A 19,847-nucleotide genomic window follows, 5' to 3' on the forward strand; every position below is an offset into this window, starting at 1 on the left:
ATGGAATTTTCATGGCAGTTTCAACAAGAACAACCACAGCAAGTAAAGTCTTTTTTAAAAGAGAAAGGAATCTCCAAAGGGCTACTAGCAAAAATTAAATTTCAAGGTGGGCAAATCAAAGTAAATGGAAAAATTGAGAATGTCTTGTTTTCTCTTTCTTACAATGATATGGTAACAATTGTGATTCCAGATGAAGGAGAACATGAAACTCTTTTAGTTGATGATACACCAATTGAGATTATTTTTGAGGATGAACACATACTAGTAGTTAACAAACCAGCAGGGGTCTCTTCGATTCCTGCACAGTACCATCCCAATTACACGATGGCCAATCGAGTGAAAGCCTATTATAAAAAACAAGGGTACGTGAACCAAGTCATTCATGTGGTCACGCGGTTAGACCGTGATACGACAGGGTTGATGCTTTTTGCTAAGCACGGCTTTGCCCATGCTAAATTGGATGTCCAGTTACGCGAGAAAGCCTTCGTTAAAAAGTATCAAGCGTTAGTCAGTGGCGCAATTGAAGCGCTCGATAATCATGCGGTGATTGAAAAAGCTATCGGTCGAGATTACACTTCTTTATTAAAACGAAAAGTTACAGGCGTAGAAGAAGGCCAGTATGCGAAAACAGAATATTGGCTAGAGACACGTCAAAAAGAAGTTGCCCTTGTGGATATTCAACTCCATACAGGCAGAACACATCAAATACGTGTCCATTTTGCTGCGTTAGGCTGTCCTTTATTAGGGGATGAAATGTATGAAGGAAGAATGGACTTGGGGATTATGCGCCAAGCCTTGCACTGTTACGATCTTCGTTTTATGCATCCTTTCACAGGGGAACCTTTAGCATTTCATCAACCAATGGCCAAAGACATGGCAAAATTTGTGCAATAATTTAACAGTGAGGTGAGATTGATTTGGATGAAAATCAAGAATTAGAAGAACAATTTGCTTTATTACTCAAAGATCTGCAGGAAAATAATATCCAGGAATTTCGTGAGAGATTTTTGGAGATGCACATTTACGAGCAGGGGCAGTTCTATCAATCTCTAGCTGATGAAGATCGTTTGGTCGTCTATACGTATCTATCGCCCAAAGAATTGGCGGACATGTTTGACGTTATTGAAGAAGATAATGAAAACATGAAGGACTATTTGGCTGAGATGCGTCCGAGTTATGCCGCGGAAATGTTATCAGAGATGTACACAGATAACGCGGTGGATTTGTTAAATACATTAGACAAAAAACAAATTGCTAAATACCTTAGTTTGATGGATACAGAGGATGCAAGTGAAATTAAGGACTTGCTTCACTATGAGGATGACACAGCCGGGTCAATCATGACTACTGAATATGTCTCCATTGTTGCCAATCAAACGGTTCGTTCGGCGATGTATGTCTTAAAACATGAAGCCGATGTTGCCGAAACTATTTATTATATTTATGTGGTCAATCAAGAGAACCAGCTGTTGGGTGTTATCTCTTTGCGTGATTTAATTGTCAATGAGGATGACACGATGATCTCTGATTTGATGAGCGAGCGGGTAATTTCTGTGCACGTGGGGGATGACCAAGAAGACGTTGCTCAAACCTTCCGTGATTATGACTTCTTAGCTTTACCCGTTACGGATTATGATGATCATCTATTAGGGATTGTCACCGTTGATGATATCATCGATGTTATCGATGATGAAGCGGCCAGTGACTACTCTGGTTTGGCCGGGGTTAACGTGGAGGAGGTCAGCGAGAATCCTTTGAAGGCGGCTTCTAGGCGGTTGCCGTGGTTGATTACGTTACTCTTTTTAGGTATGTCGACAGCCACATTAATTAGTCACTACGAAGCCTTGGTTAGTGAGGCGAGCATTCTTGCAGTCTTTATTTCTTTGATTACTGGGACAGCAGGAAACGCGGGCACACAATCTCTTGCGGTTGCGGTTCGTCGGTTAGCACTTGCAGATGAAAAGGACAATAACTTTGTTCGTCTGATTTTCAGTGAAGTACTAACAGGATTGGTGACAGGACTTGTCACTGGGCTGACGATCTTTATTATTGTGGGATTTTGGCAAGGGAATTTTATCCTTGGGTTTGTGATTGGGATGGCCATGTTGTGTGCAATTACCGTAGCGAATCTTGCAGGAAGTTTAATTCCGATGTTAATGGATAAGCTAGGCTTTGATCCGGCAGTCGCCAGTGGTCCTTTTATTACGACGTTAAGTGATTTAACTAGTGTACTAATCTATTTTAGTATTGCTAGTATGTTTATGAACTATTTCCTGGTTTAGAACTGGGAGGCATGAGTGCGTAAAAAAGCCGATATGCAACAAAATTGTTTTTCAATTTTGGGCATGTCGACTTTTTTATTACAAGCAAGGTTTACTTAGTAGAATACTACTGCATCTTCTTATTCATTTGATTCACCAGAATTTACTGATTCTCTAACTTAACAATTTTAGTTCCGTGAATTTCTTTTACACCAAGAGCTGCTGCAACAGTCTCTGCATTTTGATAATTAACACCGCCACCAGGAAGGATAATCAAACGATCACGGGCATAGTCAACTAAGGCGCGTAAGTGCTCGAGATTTGCTTCTATAGGTGTGTTGGCAGGGCCACCGTGTGTTAAAATGCGGTGGACACCATGTTCTGCTAACCAGTCAATTGCTTCAAATTGACGAGCAACAGGAATTTCATCGAAGGCCATATGAAAAGTGATTTGTAGCCCTTCTGCATGGTCAATCAGCATTTCTAAGGCTTCTTCGTCTAACCAGTTATTAGGTGTTAAACAACCGATGACAACTCCGTCAGTGCCCAATTTTTTTGCTTCGATTAAATCAGTATGCATAATTTTTAATTCAATATCATTAAAGATAAAATCTCCACCTCGAGGGCGAATAATGGTCATGATAGGTACATGTTTTTCTCCGGCATAACTTAGTGCTTCTTCAATTACACCTGTACTAGGGGTCGTTCCGCCGACAGCTAGGTTGTCACATAATTCAATTCGTCCCGCGCCTTTTGCAATCGCTTCTGGGATATGAGTGAAATTTTCTGCACAAAATTCTTTAATCATGGTAGTTCCCTCCTAAATATCTTCCAAGGCATTGTAACATACTTTTTTTCATTGCTAAAGAAGAATAAGAAAGGTAAGATGGTCTGTGGAAGGGGAGATGGATATGCTAAAGAAAATTGATCAAGGAGCGCTATTTTTAAAAGAAAATGAGACGGTTTTTCGCTGTCCAGTCTGCCACAAAACGATGACCACTACAAATCACACAATTGTTTGTATGGCAGGGCATCGATTTGATTTATCAAAAAAAGGCACACTTTATTTTTTGGATCATCAAATAAAAACAGAGTATACGAAGGAAATGTTTCGCCCTAGAGGCCGGATGATTGAAGCCGGAATGTATGCACCTGTGATGGATGAGCTGGCAAGTATGATGGACTTTCCTGAGTTTGTTCTAGATGTTGGTTGTGGGGAAGGGAGCTTCTTAAACCAATTAAATAATCGCCAACCATTAGAAAAAATGATTGGTTTTGATATTTCCAAAGAGGGAATTTATTTGGCAACACAACAGCCAATGCCTGCTTTTTGGTGTGTTGCTGATTTGACTAACTTGCCGTTTTCAGATCAAACAATTCCAACCATTCTAAATATTTTTTCACCTTCTCATTACAAAGAGTTTCACCGCGTCTTAAAGAATCAAGGCCAACTGTTGAAGGTGGTCCCGCAAACTAACTATCTGACAGAGCTACGTCAGGCCTTTTATCCAAATGAACAAGCCAAACAAAGCTATTCAAACGAGGCCGTTGTCGATAAGTTTCAAGCAGAGATGGATTTGATTGAGCGAAAACGGATAACCTATACGTTTGATATTCCTGAAGAGAATCGCTTGGATTTATTAGAGATGTCTCCACTTGAATGGGGCGTTTCAGAAGAAATCAAACAGAATTTGAAACGAAATCCACTAGAGAAAGTCACGGTAGATATCGAAATATTAAAAGGTTCTCATAGTAATCGTTTTCATTAAGTTTTTTTAAAGATTGCGGTTGTCAAAGTGACATTTTGGTGATATAGTATCAACAAGTTGTTTTTTCATTGGTTTTTATCAGGTTCCTGTTCTGATAAAAGTTAGTGAGAAGAGCTTCACTAACGTAACGACTCGCAGTGATGACACCGAGGCGGTACGTTTTTTTTATGCAATAATTTAAATAAACTAGCCAAAATTAGTTAAAAAGAGGAGTAGACGTTATGACAAATCACATTGTTTTGTTTGAACCACAAATTCCAGCGAACACAGGGAATATTGCCCGGACATGTGCCGCGACAAACTCTCCATTGCATTTAATTGAACCCTTAGGATTTTCGACAGATGACAAACAGCTGAAACGTGCAGGTCTTGACTACTGGCACGACGTAAATATCACGTATCATGAGAGTTTAGAGGCCTTTTTACAGGTGTTAGGTGATAGAAAGTTACATTTGATTACGAAATTTGCAAATCAAGTCTATAGTGAAGAGACATTTAATGATAATGAAGAGCACTTTTTTATGTTTGGTAAGGAAACAACGGGACTACCAGAAACGTTTATGCGCGACAACGAAGAAAAATGTTTGCGGATTCCCATGAATGATCAACATGTGCGTTCGCTTAATTTGTCGAATACAGTGGCTTTGGTGGTCTATGAGGCACTTAGACAACAGGCCTTTCCTAAACTGGAGCTGCAACATCACTATGAAAAGGACAAATTAGATTAATTCTAAAATTGTTGATTTCAATGAGTGAATGTATGCTAAAATAAAAAAAGAACGGGGCTCAGGCAGAGGTTGGCTGAAGCCCCTAAATTATAAAATGAAAAGCTTGACTGAAGAGGATTCTTTAGACTTACGCTGTTGACCGCTAGAGTGTCAGTAACGTATAGCTGATAGAGGAATCTTTTGTTTGCTTTGTTGACTGATACGGAGGCATTCAGATGAAACTATATTTTACAAGACATGGGAAAACCCAGTGGAACCAAGAGAAACGATTTCAAGGGCAGAGTGGAGATTCCCCGTTGCTTCCTGAAAGTTATGAGGAAATAAAAGCCTTCGGTCAGTTGGTCAAAGAAGTTCCGTTTGAGAAGATTTATTCAAGCACTTCAAAACGCGCGCGAGATACAGCTATGGGGATACTTGCCGAGTTGGACCATCCTGTCGAAATTGTTTACACAGATGATTTACGTGAGTTGGGATTAGGCAGATTAGAAGGTCAATCTATCGAAAAATTACGTGAAACAGAAGCCGAAAACTTAGATTATCTGCGTTATCATTTAGAAAAATATGATCCAACTCCATATCAAGCAGAACCGATTCCGGCAGCTATCAAACGTATTGAGAAGGTCGTCAACGAGGCCGTTGCTGCTGCGAATGATGGGCCGTTATTATTTGTTAGTCATGGAGCGATACTGACAGCGGCAATCCAACATATGGTCGGAAAACCTCTGGAAAAGTTACGTGAAGAGGGCGGATTATTAAATAGTAGTTTGACGATTATAGAGGAGACGGCATCCACAAATCAAACGAGTGCTTCTTATCAGATGAAGCGGTGGAATGACGTCCGGTTTTTAGATAAAGACTAGATAGGACTTTCTGGAGGCGAGAACATGCAAACTGAAGCGTTAGAAGCGAAGTACATAGTTGGTAATGTGGCCGCTATCTTCTTTCAAAACCCTAGTAATTTTTATAAAGTTCTGTTAATCCGAGTAACGGATACGAATATAGACTACAAAGAAAAAGAACTTGTGGTGACGGGAAGTTTTGGTGAAATTCAAGAAGAAGAAAGCTATCGTTTTTATGGAGAATTTGTGGACCATCCACGTTATGGTCGCCAGCTACAGGTGGATCGTTATCAACAAGAACGGCCTACATCAGCCAATGGGTTGGTGAATTATTTGTCGAGTGACAAGTTCCCAGGAATTGGAAAAAAGACGGCTGAAAAAATTGTTGAAATTTTGGGAGAAGATGCGATTGAGCGAATTATTGAAGAACCCGATGTTCTAAAGCAGCTTCCAGCATTAAATGAAAAAAAACGACAAGTGATTGTTGAGACGATTCGTTTAAACCACGGGATGGATCAAGTTATCGTGGGGTTGAATCGTTACGGTTTCGGGAGTCAGCTATCATTTGCGATATATAAAGTGTATCAAAATGAGGCTTTGGACATTATTCATGAAAACCCCTATCAGCTAGTTGAGGATATTGAAGGAGTCGGCTTTAAACGAGCAGATAATTTGGCCGAACAGCTAGGAATTGGCGCACAGTCGCCACAAAGAATCCGTGCGGCTGTCCTACATCAGGTATTTCAACAATCGGTTCAAACGGGGAATACGTATATAGAAGCAAAACACTTGTTAGAACAAACTATTCGCCTGTTAGAAACAAGTCGGCCGGTTGAAATTGTTCCGGATGAGGTTGCTAATGTCATTCTTGAGCTGGTGGAAGAGAATAAAATTCAACAAGAAGAGACCAAACTTTATGAGAATAGTTTGTATTTTTCCGAGTTAGGAATTGGCAGTTCGATTCATCGATTATTATCACGGAAAAAACAAATCAAATATGAGAAAAAAGAAATTAAGAAGACGATTCGGTTGCTTGAAAAACAATTGTCTATTAGCTATGGCGCTTCTCAGCAGAAAGCCATTGAAGAAGCGATTTGTTCACCGTTGTTTATTTTAACAGGTGGGCCTGGGACGGGAAAAACGACCGTCATCAATGGGATTGTTAATTTGTTTGCTGAATTGAATGGGTTGGAGTTAGACCCAACCAAATACACGCAAGAAATGTTTCCGATTTTGCTGGCGGCACCAACTGGACGCGCGGCGAAACGAATGAACGAAACGACGGGCCTACCTTCTGGAACGATTCATCGACTGTTAGGCTTAAATGGTCATGAAAAAAGCCCTAGCGTGAGTACCAAAGAGCTTGAAGGCGGCCTATTAATTGTTGATGAGATGTCGATGGTCGACACGTGGCTTGCGAATACCTTGTTTAAAGCTATCCCTACAAACATGCAAGTTATTTTTGTGGGGGATAAGGATCAACTGCCTTCTGTGGGGCCAGGTCAAGTCCTGCATGACCTTCTTCAAATAGAAGAGATTCCCAAAATGGAGTTGACGGAGATTTATCGACAAGGCGATGGCTCAAGTATTATTCCACTCGCTCATGAGATTAAAGAAGGGCGTTTGCCAGTTGATTTTACAAAAAATCAAAAGGATCGTTCTTTTTTCAGAAGTGATGCGTATCAAATTGAACCGCTCATCTCGCAAATTGTGGGGAAGGCCAAAGAACGAGGTTTTACCGCGCAAGACATTCAAGTGTTGGCGCCAATGTATCGGGGGCCGGCAGGGATTGATGCCTTGAACAAGATGATGCAAGAGATTTTTAATCCAAATAATGGCAAGAAAAAAGAAGTAAAATGGAATGAATCAGTTTATCGGATTGGGGATAAAGTTCTACAATTGGTCAATTCGCCCGAGCTGAACGTGTTTAATGGCGATATGGGGCAGATTACTGGAATTATCTACGCAAAGGATTCGGACGATAAGGTGGATGAATTGGTGATCCAATTTGACGCCAATGAGGTCTCGTATAAACGCAACGAATGGAACAAAATTACGCTGTCCTATTGTTGCTCTATTCATAAATCGCAGGGTAGTGAGTTTAAGATGGTTATCTTACCCATGGTTCATCAATTCCAACGAATGCTTCAACGGAATTTACTGTATACGGCGATTACTAGAAGTAAAGAGATGTTAATTTTGTTGGGGGAAGAGCAAGCGTACCAAACGTGTGTGACACATGAATCTGCGAGCCGTTTGACCACCTTAAGGCAACGAATCTTGATGGCTAGTGAGATGACCTTTACATTACGACACAAATTAGAAGTTTATGAAGAATCACTTTCTTCTGATCAGCCCTTCTCTAGTCAGGATATGGGAGGGAGTAGAGGAGCTACAGCGAGCGAAACTTTTGGACAAATGAGTGCACCTTCAACAAAATCGGTGACTTACTCAGAAGCGCAGCCTGTTTCAAAAGGGAACGATTTGGTGAAAGAGGAACCGTCTTTGTTTGATGAAGAGGAACTGACTCAGCCACAGGAAACAGTGCTGACACTTCAGTTAATCCAAAAACAACTAGTTGATCCGATGATTGGCATGAACGGTGTAACACCCCAACAATTTCTGGGTGCATAAAAATAAAAAAGGATTGAGTCTGAGCCAGTCTGCACGAAATGCTTAACGGGTCAAACGCAATCTTTTTTATTTTTTTATAAGGATTTTTTAGACTAACACCAAATCCACTGTTTTTTTAGCGCAAAGTGAATATCAAAGGAACGCGAGCCCATGACTTCCCCATCTGCTTGTCCGTATTCAGGCATCGTGGAGACAATTCTCAATTTGTTGCCAGTAAAGTGATGGAAATGTTTGGATTCCATATGTTTTTTGCGCAAAAGTAAAAGGATTAACCAGAAAATCTTAAAAATGTTGATTCGTTCAACTAAAACGAAGTCTAGCTGATTTTTTTCAGCATTTGCTGTCGGGGCAATGGCAACACCACCACCAAAATAGGGATGGTTGGTCGTTGTACATAAGAACGCCTTGGCAAAATTCATTTGCTGACCATTAATTTCGACCATGATAGGGAACCCTTTTTGGGTAAATAGTACTTTGATGATAGAAACGATATACGCTAATGAACCTAGATTATATTTGTTTAGACGCTTTTTGGTTGCAGAATCATTGGTCGCATGCACAATGGCTGCATCTAAACCGATTCCGACATTGTTAATGACAACGCCTTGTTCATCTTGGATTTTCTCGTCATACGTGATCATAGAAACCTCACGAGGAAAGGGCGTTTTAACAATTTGCCAAAAGGCTTTTTCAGCTTCTTTAGGTAAACCAATCCCGCGTGCAAAATCATTTCCTGAGCCTGCAGGAATATAGGCGACGGGAATCTCTACATTTAGACGGTAAAAGGCGTTCACGACTTGATGAAGCGTTCCGTCCCCACCAATCACGACTAATAAGGGATAAGAGGAGGTTTCATCTAAGTCGGCTAAATGTTCAGATTTCCAAGGAATCAGTGTATTTTGGGCTAATTGTTCGGCTATTCGTTGTTCATGTCCAGCGTATTCAGTAAAATAGGTTGTATAGGGAAACCCTCGTTGTGAGGTCAGCTCAATAATTCGCTTGACTATTTTTTCAGCACTGCCACTTCCAGCAGTGGGATTAATTAAAAAATGATAGTGGAATTGCATAATTTCCCTCCTAAAATAAGCAAAGTCTCAAGTTTACATTATAACAGACAGTTCGTCAGATAAAAATTAAAAAAACTTAGGAATTCGATTACTGATTGGTCTGATACGTCTATTATGATAAATAACAAGTGGAATTCATGAGGTTCTCATCTTTCCTATATAGCAATTTTTTTCGGTTTAGGATACACTGATAGTTGTATCTATTTGGTAAGGTGAAAAATGAGTCTTATTTTTCTAGATAATTCTAACTATCTGAATGACCTGTAAATGTAAAAGGAGCAAGTTTATGATTAAAATTACGATGTTCTCATCCGCAGACAAAGTCAAGGGGCAAGGAGTTGGAAGTGCCTATATTGAGTTGTTAGCGATGCTTAAAAAATATTTTTCTAAAGAATTCTCAATTGAGATTAATACCTGCAAAGCGGCGGATATTTCTCATTATCATACAGTTGATTTTCTTTATTACCTTTCAACATTTTTGTGGAATCGAGGTGTAAAGCTGGGATATGTCCATTTTCTTCCAGAAACCTTAGAAGGAAGTATCAAGCTAATTCCTTTTGTTCAACAAATATTTAACTGGTATGTTTTGTCGTTTTATAAACGAATGGATCATTTAGTGGTTGTAAATCCTAGTTTTATAGAGAAGTTAGTAGCATTAGGTGTGAGTGAAGAAAAGATTACCTATATTCCCAACTTTGTTTCACCGAAAGTATTTTATGAAGCAACGGAGGAAACAAAAACGAAATGGCGTGAAGAAGAAAATTTATTGCCAGAGGATTTTGTGGTTCTTGGTGTCGGTCAAATCCAACAGCGAAAAGGAATTGATGATTTTGTTCAGTTAGCGATTCAAAATCCTGAAGTTCAATTTATTTGGGCGGGTGGTTTCTCATTTGGAAAAATCACGGATGGGTATCAAAAATATCAAAAAATCTATGAAAATCCACCGAAAAACTTACGCTTCACAGGGATTGTTGAACGAGAAGAGATTGTTAAGTATTATAATATGGCAGATTTATTTTTATTGCCTTCTTATAATGAATTGTTCCCAATGTCTATATTGGAAGCATTCAGCTGTGGCACACCTGTTATGTTACGGAATTTAGAATTATATGATTCAATATTAAAAGAGACCTTTATCACAGCCGACGATATCACTGAGATGCAGGAGAAATTAACACATTTAGTGAAAAGTCCAGATGAGTTGTTGTCATTTAAAGAAAAATCAAGAGCGGCAGCTAAAAAATATTCAGAAGAAAGCTGTGCTGCTACTTGGTTAGACTTTTATACAGAGCTAGAAAAAAAGAAGTAGGCGGTTTAATGAAGCGTTAAAAGTTGATAAGTTTAAAGGAATACAAAAATATTCGACCACCGCTAGTAAGCAAATTAGCAGTGGTCGATTTTTTTCTGTTTATTACAAGCTATTTTGTGACTGCTTGGCTGACACTTTGCGCAACGATATCAGCAACACCTTCTTTGAATGCATCAGGAATAATATTGGTTACAGATAATTCATCTTCAGCAATTAAGCTAGCAATTCCTTTAGCCGCGGCAATTTGCATATCGACAGTAATTTTTTTGGCACGAGCATCTAAAGCTCCGCGGAATATACCAGGGAATGCGAGAACGTTATTGATTTGATTTGGGAAATCACTGCGTCCGGTTCCGACAATGTAAGCTCCGGCAGCGATAGCTTCATCCGGGAAAATTTCTGGAACGGGGTTTGCCATTGCAAAAATCACTGGTTTATCATTCATTTGCTTAATCCACTCAGCTTCTAAGGCACCTGGGGCAGAAACGCCAACAAAAACATCCGCTCCTTTTAGCGCGTCACTAAGACCTCCTGTGCGGTATTCACGGTTGGTGACCTTAGCAATCTCAGAATGATGGGGCGCTAAGGTTGTATCTCCTTCACAGATGATTCCTGCGCGGTCAACAACCGTAATATGTTTTACGCCAGCAGCTAAGAATTTACGTGTGATAGAAAGACCTGCTGAGCCGCCACCGTTAATTACCACACGCACTTCATCAATTGTTTTGTTAATAAGTTTTAAGCTGTTAAAAAGAGCAGCAAGCACAACGATGGCCGTTCCGTGTTGATCATCATGGAAAACCGGAATATCAAGCTCTTCAATCAATCGTTGCTCAATTTCAAAACAACGTGGTGCACTAATATCTTCCAAATTAATACCGCCAAACGTTGGGGCAATCGCTTTGACTGTCCGAATGATTTCTTCCGTATCTTGGGTGTTCAATACAATCGGAATAGAATCGACATTAGCAAATCGTTTGAATAGAGCGGCTTTTCCTTCCATTACAGGCATAGCAGCTTCTGGGCCAATATTTCCCAGTCCAAGAACTGCAGAACCATCACTGACCACAGCAACGGTATTTTTTTTGGTCGTTAGTTCGTAGGCTAATTCCTTGTTTTCATGAATGGCCGAAGAAACAGCTGCGACACCTGGTGTATAGGCGATACTTAAATCTTCGCGACTATCAATTGTAACTTTTGACACGACTGCTAATTTTCCACCAAATTCTTTTGCTTGTTCAAGAGCTAATTCTTTTACATCTTTGTTTGACATGCTCGTTCCTCCTGAGTTTTTTTAATTTAGTATAAATTTGGTACAAATAAGATAAATTCCGCGGTGCTCTGTCCGTGTTCATTTGTTAACTAAGACAATTTCAGCAGAGCACCGTATGAAGCAGACTTCAATTGGAATCTATTTGTAGCTGCGTAAAATGTGTGGCTGATCCACTTGTTTTCTCATTATCTATCTTTGATAAGTATTAGTATACCCTAAAATAGCATTCTGAAAATAGCTGTCATCGAAATTACGGTAATTGCGCCGCCTAAACGTGTTGCTACTTGAGCAAACGGCATCAAATTCATGCGGTTTGCGGTACTCAAAATAGCTACATCCCCGGTGCCCCCCATTCCACTTTGACAGGCAGAAACAATTGCTGCTTCAACGGGATTCATATTCATAAATCGTGAAACGAAAAAGCCTGTCGCGATGACGGTAAAGACAACACTGATAACCACGATAAAATATTGCCAGGTTAACATGCCAACTACGTCTTTTAATGGAATATAAAGCATACCTAATCCGACCATTAACGGGAAAGTAAAGTTTCCAGAAATGAATTTGTATAATTGTTTAGAGCCACGTTGCGTTTCTTTAGGGACGACATTCAAATACTTTAAGAAAGCTGCTGCGATAATCATCAATACAGGTCCAGGGAACCCAGTTAAATGTTGTAATAAACTTCCTGTGATAAATAAGGTACAAGCAATAAGAACGCCGGAACCCATTAATTTTAAGTCAATCGGTGACTTGTCCTCTGCTAGGGCATCGCTCAAATCATCATCCCCGCTAATTTTGACTAGCTCTCCTTGACCAGACAGTTCAGGACGTTTTTCGCCAAGACGGCTTAAGAGACCTGAACACATGATGGCAAAAAAGTTCCCGATAATTGTTGCTGGAATTAATTGCCCAACCAATTGTTCACTAGGAAGGCCAGTAATTGCGCTATAACCTAGTGATAAAGGGAGAATGCCTTCACCAATTCCACCAGCTAATACTGGCGTTACAATGTAAAACAAGCTGTGTTTCCAGCCAAGTCCTAGTAACGTTCCGACCAATGTTCCAACTAACATCGCAAAAATCATCCCTAAGGCCATTGGGACAATCATGCGCATTAATCCTTGGACCAAGATTTTACGATTCATACCCAAAATGCTTCCGCAAACGAGGCAAGCAATGTAGAAGTACAAAAAATTCGCTTGTTTCATCAGAATGTCTGTTGATGCTAAGACATTTTCATTTAATAGGTTGAAGAAAACCATGATGGAAGGAACAAGTAAAGAGAGAATTGCTGGTCCCCCGAAGTTTTTTAGAATAGGGATATTGCCTCCGATTGTCCCAAGTAACCAGCCCATCGTTAAAATAATTGCAAAACCACCGAGCATATTGACTGGAAGCTGCTCTAATAGTGCGGTTATTAAGATGACTGCTGAAGTTACGAGATAGACAGGTAACGAAACAGAACCAATCCGCACCTCCTTCATTTTTTTGAACCATCCTGGCTTAATTGGTACGTCAGTTGTGATCTTTTTTTCCATATGAATTGCCTCCTTGTTTTTCTTTACACCCTCATCTTATTGAAATCGTTTTCTGAAAAATAGCTTATTTAATTAATTTAACTAAACACAAGTTCTTTAACCAAGTGTGAGAAGCTTCTTATGCTATACTTTGAGTAGAAAATCAAAGGAGTTTGTGATGAAAAAAGGGGCAAAACTATGGCGCTTACTTTCCGTCGTTTTTATTACGACACTCATCGTAATGATTACCTTTTTGTATGGCGTTATGACCAAACAAACAATTAAAGAAGTCCGAAAGAATCAAGAAAATTCTTTGCTTGCATTAGGAAGGCAATTATCTGTGGAAGAGCAGGTGATTACTGCTTTAAAAAACAATCAGACGACAGAGGCTTTAGAAAAATATACAGTCCAAGTCAGCGAAATCCATGGGTTAGATTTTGTGGTTATTATGGACATGTCAGGAATTCGTCTCACCCATCCTGATTCATGGAAAATAGGCAAACATTTTGAAGGGGGTGATGAGCTGCCCGCTTTAGAAGGAAACGAACATGTTTCTATCAGTGAAGGAAGCTTAGGTGAGTCTCTTAGAGGGTTTGTTCCAGTTTTTGACGGTGACCAACAGATTGGAGTAGTCTCAATGGGGATTAAACTGACCTCGCTATCCAGCTTGATTAATCGAACCAAAAAAGATTATACGATGAGCCTAGTTTTGAGTGTTGGTTTTGGGTTGTTTTTAGCTATTGCCGTTTCTTATTATTTAAAGAAACAATTACACGACCTGGAACCGCAAGAAATTGCGCGTCTACTGGAGGAGCGCAATGCCATGTTAGAAGAAACGAAAGATGCGATTGTTGTCATTGATCGCGAAGGAACCATTCTATTGGCAAACATCGAAGCAACAAGCATGTTTCAGCGAATGACAAATCAAGAAGAGCTGGTCGGACGCGCGCTCTCAGAATTAGTTCTTCATTTAGAAAAATTAACGGTCGAGTCTAAAACAGAGCAGTTTTATCAACAAAATGGCCAAGATTATTTTGTTTCTATTGCACCAATTAGGGTTAGAAAAAAGGACATTGGGCATGTCGTATTCTTAAAAAATGCGACAGAAACCTTTATTGTTGCTGAGCAGCTAGTGAGTACCACAACTTATGCTTCGGCTTTACAAAGTCAATCCCATGAATTTATGAATAAAATGCATGTCATTTATGGGTTGGTTGATTTGGAAGACTACGAAGCTTTAAAAGGATACTTAGTAGATATCCTCAAGCCTGAAAAAGAATTTGCACAACGTCTAGCTATTCTTGTCAGAAATCCTGTTTTGGCTGGGTTTTTAATTGGGGAGCGTTTGAAATTCAGTGAGCTAAAGACACAATTAATTGTCGAGATTTACCCTGAAATCCCACCGAATGCCCATGATTCGGATACACAGAATTTATTAGCTTTGTATCGTTATATCAATCGCTTTTTTATGGCGCAAACGCTCCCTGAAGAAATTGGGCAAAGGATAGAGTACAAAGAGAAAACCTTACTAACAACCTTTTCATTGGCCTATTCCAAAAAACAGCTAGAACAATTTGAATTGGCGTTTTTCAGCTCTTATTTGACGACCCTTTTAAAAAAGGCTAAGGGGGACATTCACTGGGAAAATCAGCAAGACAATTGGTTGTTAATGATTATGACAGTTCACTATGAAGGAGTACAAGATGACAAACGTATTAATTATTGAAGATGATCCAATGGTTTCGTTTATCCATCAGAAGTATTTGGAAAAGATGGGCGGTTTTGAATCTATCTCGATAGCAGAAACCATCAAGGAAGGGCTCGAATTAACTCAAAAAGAGCCACCTGCGCTCGTGTTGTTGGATTTGAATTTGCAGGATGGTAGTGGCTTAAGTTATCTGAAAAAAGTTCGAGAAGAGAAAATCGATGTCGAGGTCATTTTTATCACAGCGGCAAATGATAGAGAGATTGTCAAACAAAGTCTACATCTAGGTGTCCTCGATTATCTAGTGAAGCCTTTTTCATTTGAACGGTTTGCTCAAAGTGTTCAGGTATTTCAAGAAAAACAAATTAAGCTGTCTGCTACCATTCAGACGATTTCTCAAGAGACGATTGATGATTTATTCAAGCAGTCGCTTAATTCAAATGAATCGGAGCGAGTGGAGTGGCAGAAATTACCGCTTGAGAAGGGACTTACTCGTTCTACTCTGCATTTACTGATTGAGACGATGGCTAAGTTACCACAACAGTTCACAGCCCAAGAGTTAGCTGAGGCTAGTAACCTTTCCCATGTATCTGTCCGAAAATATCTGACGTTTCTCGAGACAAAGGGTGTGTTAGAAAGTCATAGCGTGTATCTGAAAATTGGTAGACCGTATCAAGTGTATCAAATGAAAGATTAAATAAGAACAATTTAATCATTAAAAGGTCGACGATTGTAAATAGAGCATAAGGGATAAAAATCCGAGCGAATACTAAAAAAGTGTTCGCTTGGATTTTTTTGTGGCGGAGTGTTTTTTTAATAATTATTTTTGAACTGATATAATGGGATTTTCCCTTGTTTTATAGAGAGATAGAAAAAAATTATTTCTTCTTATTTTTGAATGAAAAAATCAAAGTAAGAGAAAATTTATTTAATAGATGAAAAAAACTCGGATTATTATAAAAATACCGATAGATTTATACAAACGCCGATAAATCAGCAATTCATGATTAAAAGATAATGGATGATAACGAGCATTTGTTAAAAAAGACAAATTTATAAGTAGAAAATGAACAAAAAGAGAATTTTTTTTCGTTTTTCAAAGGCTTTTATTTGTGTTTTTTGCGAAAGTTTGCAACAATGTATTCAGACATAAAATTATCCTGTTTCGGTAACTTAGTTTCCAAAACTGGTTTGAAAGCGAGGGGTGCCAAATCATCTAAATTGTTTGTATTGAAGAGTTATTCAATCATCACCTAGTTTAAGAATCAAAATGCCAGATTCACAAAAAAATGACTTTCTGTGTACAGTTAACAGGGCAGTTTTTGATGAATGGTCTTTCTTGTTATTTTTTAAAATAACGAAGAAAATAATTCAAGAGAATAAATTGGACTGCTAGTCATTGAGATGAAAATGAGTTAGAAGGAAGGAACAAGAGGATGCATTTATTATGGACACTGATTGTAGGAGCCGTTATTGGGATGATCGCGGGAGCAATTACAAATAAAGGAAATTCAATGGGTTGGATTGCTAACATTGTAGCTGGTCTAGTCGGCTCATTCATTGGAGAAAAACTTTTGGGAAGCTGGGGACCACACGTCGCTGATATGGCAATTGTCCCATCTATCATCGGTGCGGTCATATTAGTTGCAATTGTTTCATTTTTCTTTGGACGGGCAAGAGATTAAGACAAGTTATGTGAGGGAGAACAGTTAGATTAATCGAGGACCCAATAGATAAAGTGACAAATTAGAGAAGTTTTAACAGATAATGATTCACAAAAAAAATAAATATATAAATATTGGTCAAAACATTTTTTGGTTAAAGATGTAAAAAAGAGAGATGTAAAACAGGAACATCTCTTACATAAAAGGACAAACAGGAACTATTTAAAGGAGTGTAAAATCATGATATCTTTATATACAACACCTAGTTGCACATCATGTAGAAAAGCAAAAGCTTGGTTAATTCAACAAGGACTACCATTTACAGAAAGAAATGTCTTCTCTCAACCATTGAGAAGAGAAGAATTAAAACGAATTCTAGCATTATCTGAAAACGGAACGGAAGATATTATCTCTACTCGTTCAAAGGTTTATGAAAAATTAACCGTTGATATCAATGACTTGCCTTTAGGTGAATTATTGACATTGATTGAAGAAAATCCAGGCTTGTTACGTCGCCCTATCATTATCGACGAAAAACGTTTGCAAATTGGTTATAACGAAGATGACATTCATTGTTTTATTCCAAGAGAAGTTAGAAATGTGATTTTCAAAGAGCGTCAAAAATATTTTGCCTATGAATAAAGAGTGAACTAGAACGATTAACTCCGAGGGATAAGAGAAATTTCAAAAAAATATTTTCCGAATTTTTTGAAATTTTGGCTTATCTCGAAGGAGTTTTTTTTGTCTTTTAAAGGGAGTTATAAGTTAGTGAAAAAATGAGATTCTAGTTTTAAAATTCTTGAACTTCTAAATGTTTTTCTAGGACACTTTATTAAAATAACTATGGTTTTAAAAAAATATAGCAAGAGGAAAAGATTTATGTTAAAATAACATGGTAAATATAAAGAGGAAAAGGAGACTTAAATGAAAAGCAAAAAACTTGCAGTGGTGTCATTGCTTACGTTAATAGCACCAACATTATTGAACACACAAACAGTTATTGCGGAATCAATAACAAATACAGTGGAGGAACAGCCAACAACGGAATCAGTTTTAGCTGAAACGGTTCATTCTGAAGAAGCGTATGCTGAAAAGCTTTCAGTGGAAGAGGTTGCTGAAAAAGAACAGGCAACAAAAGAAGCAACCAAAGAAACCGTGAAAGAAACGACAACTAGCGAGTCTAGCCAGCCAGAAACAGCTTCTCAAACAGAAGAGACAAACGCAACGACTGAACGAGAAGCGGCACCAGCTGTACAAGAATCTGAAGAACCATCAGCGAGTGAAGCACCAGTGAACGAAGCACCAGTGAACGAAGCACCAACTAACGAAGCAACTCCAGAAGTAGCACAACCAGAAGCAGCTACTTCTCAACCGGCACCACCAGAAGTAGGAATTGTCCTTCCAGATGAACCAGCGGCGGCAAACCAACCTCGTTTTTCTGGTTTAGCAGCGAAAACAATCAAGTTAGGTGGCCCGTTCAATCCGCTGGCAGGAGTTCACGCAACGGATGATAAGGATGGAGACCTTACAAGCAAAATTACTCAAACAAATAACGTGAATGTGAATAAAGTAGGTAGCTATAAAATTACATATTCAGTCACAAATTCGGCTGGAATCACCGCAACAAAAACAGTGGATGTTTATGTATACGATGAGAAAGCAAATGGCAAAGCCTTAAAGATTTCTGTAAAGGATGTAACGGTCACGGATTCAGAAGACGTGCGTGCAAAAATTCTTGCTGGAGTGAAAGTGACAAAAAGTGACGGTACTGTAGCGGATCCTTCAACATATGATATTGCAACGATTGGTTCTGCAGGTGGCGGGGTTGTTGGAAATTATACAGTGACAATTGTTGTTCAAGATAAAACCACAGGCATTGTGACAGAAGCGACAGTGAAAGTGACAGTTATCGCAGGTGTAACTATCAAAGCAACGGATAAAACGATTTATGTGGGACAAGCAGTTGATCCGTTAAGCTTAGTTACTGCGGTCGATCAAGCGACAGGTCAAGCATTAGGTAGTTATGATGTGACTAAAGACACAGGAATTTTCTATACGGGAGCGGTTGATACGGCAACACCAGGTGTCTATACAGTGAACTATATTGCGAAAAATTCGACAGGTTCAGTGGCAACAGCGACAGCTAACGTAACGGTAGTGGAAGCAAGTGAGCCAACGATTGTGGCCTCAAATCAAACAGTTGTAGCGGGAACAAAACTAACGGATGCAACTATTTTAGGTTGGGCGAAAGCCAATGACGTTGTAGATGGTGAAAACTTAGCGGTGAAAGAGTACACAGTAGCCGAAGGGAAAATTGATACAAAAGCAGTTGGTTCGACCTACACCATCACCTATTCTTACACAAATTCTGCTGGTAAAACGGGAACAAAAGTGATTACATTAACCATTTCCAAGTATCCAGCACCAACGCTTAAAGTGCCAGCTGAAAAAGTGATGTATGTGGGTGATGTCTTAACTGAAGAGATGATTTTAAGTTGGGCAAAAGCAGAGAATGCAACGTACGTTGGATTTGTTGTTTCAAGTGGAAAAATTCTCGTAAATAAACTGGATAATACATTGGTTGAACCAGGTGTTCACACCATTGAATACTTAGCCGCAAATGAAGGGCGGCAAGAAGTAAAAATGACAATGACGTTGACAGTCTTGGAAAAACCAGTGGATGAGGAAAAGCCAGGAAAAGAAGCGGAGAAAGATTCAGAAAAAGAACAGAAAGATTCAGAAGAAACAACTGAAACGGACAAGGATCCCAAAGCAACAAATAATAAAAAGACAACAAACAATAAAAAAGCAACTGTTACACAAACAAAAGCCATCAAAAAATCGACAAAACAATTACCTAAAACAGGGACACAAAATGATGGACAACTTCTTTCTGTAGTAGGAGTGTTCGCTGTATTAGCGGCATTCTTCCTGAAAAGACGTAGAAAAGGGTAGAGTCTCACTTTACTCAGCTCTGATTAGATTGATAGAGATAGTAGTAGAGTGCCGCTGATTCGGGCACTCTATTCCTATCTTCTTTTTGATTAGAGAAAACTTCACTAGTATAAATGGTTATAA

Annotated in this window: 16 protein-coding genes; 12 read left to right on the top strand and 4 right to left on the bottom strand. The window is 39.0% G+C overall.

Annotated elements, in window-relative coordinates; genetic code table 11:
* Entirely contained in the window at positions 1-894 is an 894-nt protein-coding gene (locus IGI37_RS03310; RefSeq protein WP_438759987.1) for an RluA family pseudouridine synthase, read from the top strand.
* A gap of 23 nt (positions 895-917) precedes the next feature.
* Positions 918-2,282: a magnesium transporter gene (gene mgtE, locus IGI37_RS03315; protein ID WP_438759989.1), complete on the top strand. Its 1,365-nt coding sequence runs from the start codon at positions 918-920 to the stop codon at positions 2,280-2,282.
* Positions 2,283-2,424: 142 nt separating this feature from the next.
* Here the strand turns inward: mgtE and IGI37_RS03320 are convergent, their stop codons facing one another.
* Positions 2,425-3,069: a copper homeostasis protein CutC gene (locus IGI37_RS03320; RefSeq protein WP_438759990.1), complete on the bottom strand. Its 645-nt coding sequence runs from the start codon at positions 3,067-3,069 to the stop codon at positions 2,425-2,427.
* A gap of 103 nt (positions 3,070-3,172) precedes the next feature.
* Between IGI37_RS03320 and IGI37_RS03325 the strand changes: the two genes are divergently transcribed.
* The 4 genes from IGI37_RS03325 (at position 3,173) to recD2 (ending at position 8,231) form a co-directional block, all read left to right on the top strand.
* Complete coding sequence (locus tag IGI37_RS03325) at positions 3,173-4,030, top strand: methyltransferase domain-containing protein (RefSeq protein WP_438759991.1); 858 nt, start codon at positions 3,173-3,175, stop codon at positions 4,028-4,030.
* A 221-nt stretch (positions 4,031-4,251) separates the two neighbouring features.
* A complete protein-coding gene (gene trmL / locus IGI37_RS03330) occupies positions 4,252-4,758 on the top strand; it encodes a tRNA (uridine(34)/cytosine(34)/5-carboxymethylaminomethyluridine(34)-2'-O)-methyltransferase TrmL (protein WP_438759992.1) in 507 nt (168 codons plus the stop codon).
* A gap of 215 nt (positions 4,759-4,973) precedes the next feature.
* Complete coding sequence (locus IGI37_RS03335; protein WP_438759993.1) at positions 4,974-5,618, top strand: histidine phosphatase family protein; 645 nt, start codon at positions 4,974-4,976, stop codon at positions 5,616-5,618.
* A 24-nt stretch (positions 5,619-5,642) separates the two neighbouring features.
* The gene (gene recD2, locus IGI37_RS03340; RefSeq protein WP_438759995.1) at positions 5,643-8,231 is read left to right on the top strand and encodes an SF1B family DNA helicase RecD2; all 2,589 of its coding nucleotides are present in this window, start codon (positions 5,643-5,645) and stop codon (positions 8,229-8,231) included.
* Between the two features lie 92 nt (positions 8,232-8,323).
* Here recD2 and IGI37_RS03345 read toward each other — a convergent pair whose 3' ends face one another.
* The gene (locus IGI37_RS03345) at positions 8,324-9,298 is read right to left on the bottom strand and encodes a diacylglycerol/lipid kinase family protein (RefSeq protein ID WP_438759996.1); all 975 of its coding nucleotides are present in this window, start codon (positions 9,296-9,298) and stop codon (positions 8,324-8,326) included.
* A 286-nt stretch (positions 9,299-9,584) separates the two neighbouring features.
* Between IGI37_RS03345 and IGI37_RS03350 the strand changes: the two genes are divergently transcribed.
* On the top strand, positions 9,585-10,607 hold the full coding sequence (locus IGI37_RS03350) for a glycosyltransferase family 4 protein (protein WP_438759997.1): 1,023 nt from the start codon (positions 9,585-9,587) through the stop codon (positions 10,605-10,607).
* Positions 10,608-10,716: 109 nt separating this feature from the next.
* Here IGI37_RS03350 and IGI37_RS03355 read toward each other — a convergent pair whose 3' ends face one another.
* Entirely contained in the window at positions 10,717-11,880 is a 1,164-nt protein-coding gene (locus IGI37_RS03355) for an NAD(P)-dependent malic enzyme (RefSeq protein WP_438759998.1), read from the bottom strand.
* 215 nt (positions 11,881-12,095) lie between these two features.
* Complete coding sequence (locus IGI37_RS03360) at positions 12,096-13,421, bottom strand: 2-hydroxycarboxylate transporter family protein (RefSeq protein WP_438759999.1); 1,326 nt, start codon at positions 13,419-13,421, stop codon at positions 12,096-12,098.
* A 157-nt stretch (positions 13,422-13,578) separates the two neighbouring features.
* Between IGI37_RS03360 and IGI37_RS03365 the strand changes: the two genes are divergently transcribed.
* The 5 genes from IGI37_RS03365 to IGI37_RS03385 all read left to right on the top strand — a co-directional run bounded on the left by IGI37_RS03365 (position 13,579) and on the right by IGI37_RS03385 (position 19,724).
* Positions 13,579-15,126 (top strand): PAS domain-containing protein, encoded by a 1,548-nt coding sequence (locus IGI37_RS03365; protein WP_438760000.1) that lies wholly within the window; start codon positions 13,579-13,581, stop codon positions 15,124-15,126.
* On the top strand, positions 15,104-15,802 hold the full coding sequence (locus tag IGI37_RS03370; RefSeq protein WP_438760002.1) for a response regulator: 699 nt from the start codon (positions 15,104-15,106) through the stop codon (positions 15,800-15,802). Before IGI37_RS03365 ends, IGI37_RS03370 begins: the two co-directional genes overlap by 23 nt.
* 739 nt (positions 15,803-16,541) lie before the next feature.
* Positions 16,542-16,790, top strand: coding sequence for a GlsB/YeaQ/YmgE family stress response membrane protein (locus IGI37_RS03375; RefSeq protein WP_438760004.1), 249 nt, complete (start codon positions 16,542-16,544; stop codon positions 16,788-16,790).
* 219 nt (positions 16,791-17,009) lie between these two features.
* Positions 17,010-17,411 (top strand): transcriptional regulator Spx, encoded by a 402-nt coding sequence (gene spx / locus IGI37_RS03380; protein WP_161842773.1) that lies wholly within the window; start codon positions 17,010-17,012, stop codon positions 17,409-17,411.
* Between the two features lie 282 nt (positions 17,412-17,693).
* Positions 17,694-19,724 (top strand): immunoglobulin-like domain-containing protein, encoded by a 2,031-nt coding sequence (locus tag IGI37_RS03385; RefSeq protein ID WP_438760005.1) that lies wholly within the window; start codon positions 17,694-17,696, stop codon positions 19,722-19,724.
* Positions 19,725-19,847 lie beyond the last annotated feature (123 nt).

It is taken from the genome of Enterococcus sp. AZ194, from assembly GCF_051713825.1.
In the GTDB taxonomy this organism is placed as follows: domain Bacteria; phylum Bacillota; class Bacilli; order Lactobacillales; family Enterococcaceae; genus Enterococcus_K.

Bases quoted from the DNA above. Each gene is read 5' to 3' on its own strand.
- IGI37_RS03310 (WP_438759987.1), top strand. From the start codon at position 1: ATGGAATTTTCATGGCAGTTTCAACAAGAACAACCACAGCAAGTAAAG.
- IGI37_RS03320 (WP_438759990.1), bottom strand. From the start codon at position 3,069: ATGATTAAAGAATTTTGTGCAGAAAATTTCACTCATATCCCAGAAGCG.
- IGI37_RS03325 (WP_438759991.1), top strand. From the start codon at position 3,173: ATGCTAAAGAAAATTGATCAAGGAGCGCTATTTTTAAAAGAAAATGAG.
- trmL (WP_438759992.1), top strand. From the start codon at position 4,252: ATGACAAATCACATTGTTTTGTTTGAACCACAAATTCCAGCGAACACA.
- IGI37_RS03335 (WP_438759993.1), top strand. From the start codon at position 4,974: ATGAAACTATATTTTACAAGACATGGGAAAACCCAGTGGAACCAAGAG.
- recD2 (WP_438759995.1), top strand. From the start codon at position 5,643: ATGCAAACTGAAGCGTTAGAAGCGAAGTACATAGTTGGTAATGTGGCC.
- IGI37_RS03345 (WP_438759996.1), bottom strand. From the start codon at position 9,298: ATGCAATTCCACTATCATTTTTTAATTAATCCCACTGCTGGAAGTGGC.
- IGI37_RS03350 (WP_438759997.1), top strand. From the start codon at position 9,585: ATGATTAAAATTACGATGTTCTCATCCGCAGACAAAGTCAAGGGGCAA.
- IGI37_RS03355 (WP_438759998.1), bottom strand. From the start codon at position 11,880: ATGTCAAACAAAGATGTAAAAGAATTAGCTCTTGAACAAGCAAAAGAA.
- IGI37_RS03360 (WP_438759999.1), bottom strand. From the start codon at position 13,421: ATGGAAAAAAAGATCACAACTGACGTACCAATTAAGCCAGGATGGTTC.
- IGI37_RS03365 (WP_438760000.1), top strand. From the start codon at position 13,579: ATGAAAAAAGGGGCAAAACTATGGCGCTTACTTTCCGTCGTTTTTATT.
- IGI37_RS03370 (WP_438760002.1), top strand. From the start codon at position 15,104: ATGACAAACGTATTAATTATTGAAGATGATCCAATGGTTTCGTTTATC.
- IGI37_RS03375 (WP_438760004.1), top strand. From the start codon at position 16,542: ATGCATTTATTATGGACACTGATTGTAGGAGCCGTTATTGGGATGATC.
- spx (WP_161842773.1), top strand. From the start codon at position 17,010: ATGATATCTTTATATACAACACCTAGTTGCACATCATGTAGAAAAGCA.
- IGI37_RS03385 (WP_438760005.1), top strand. From the start codon at position 17,694: ATGAAAAGCAAAAAACTTGCAGTGGTGTCATTGCTTACGTTAATAGCA.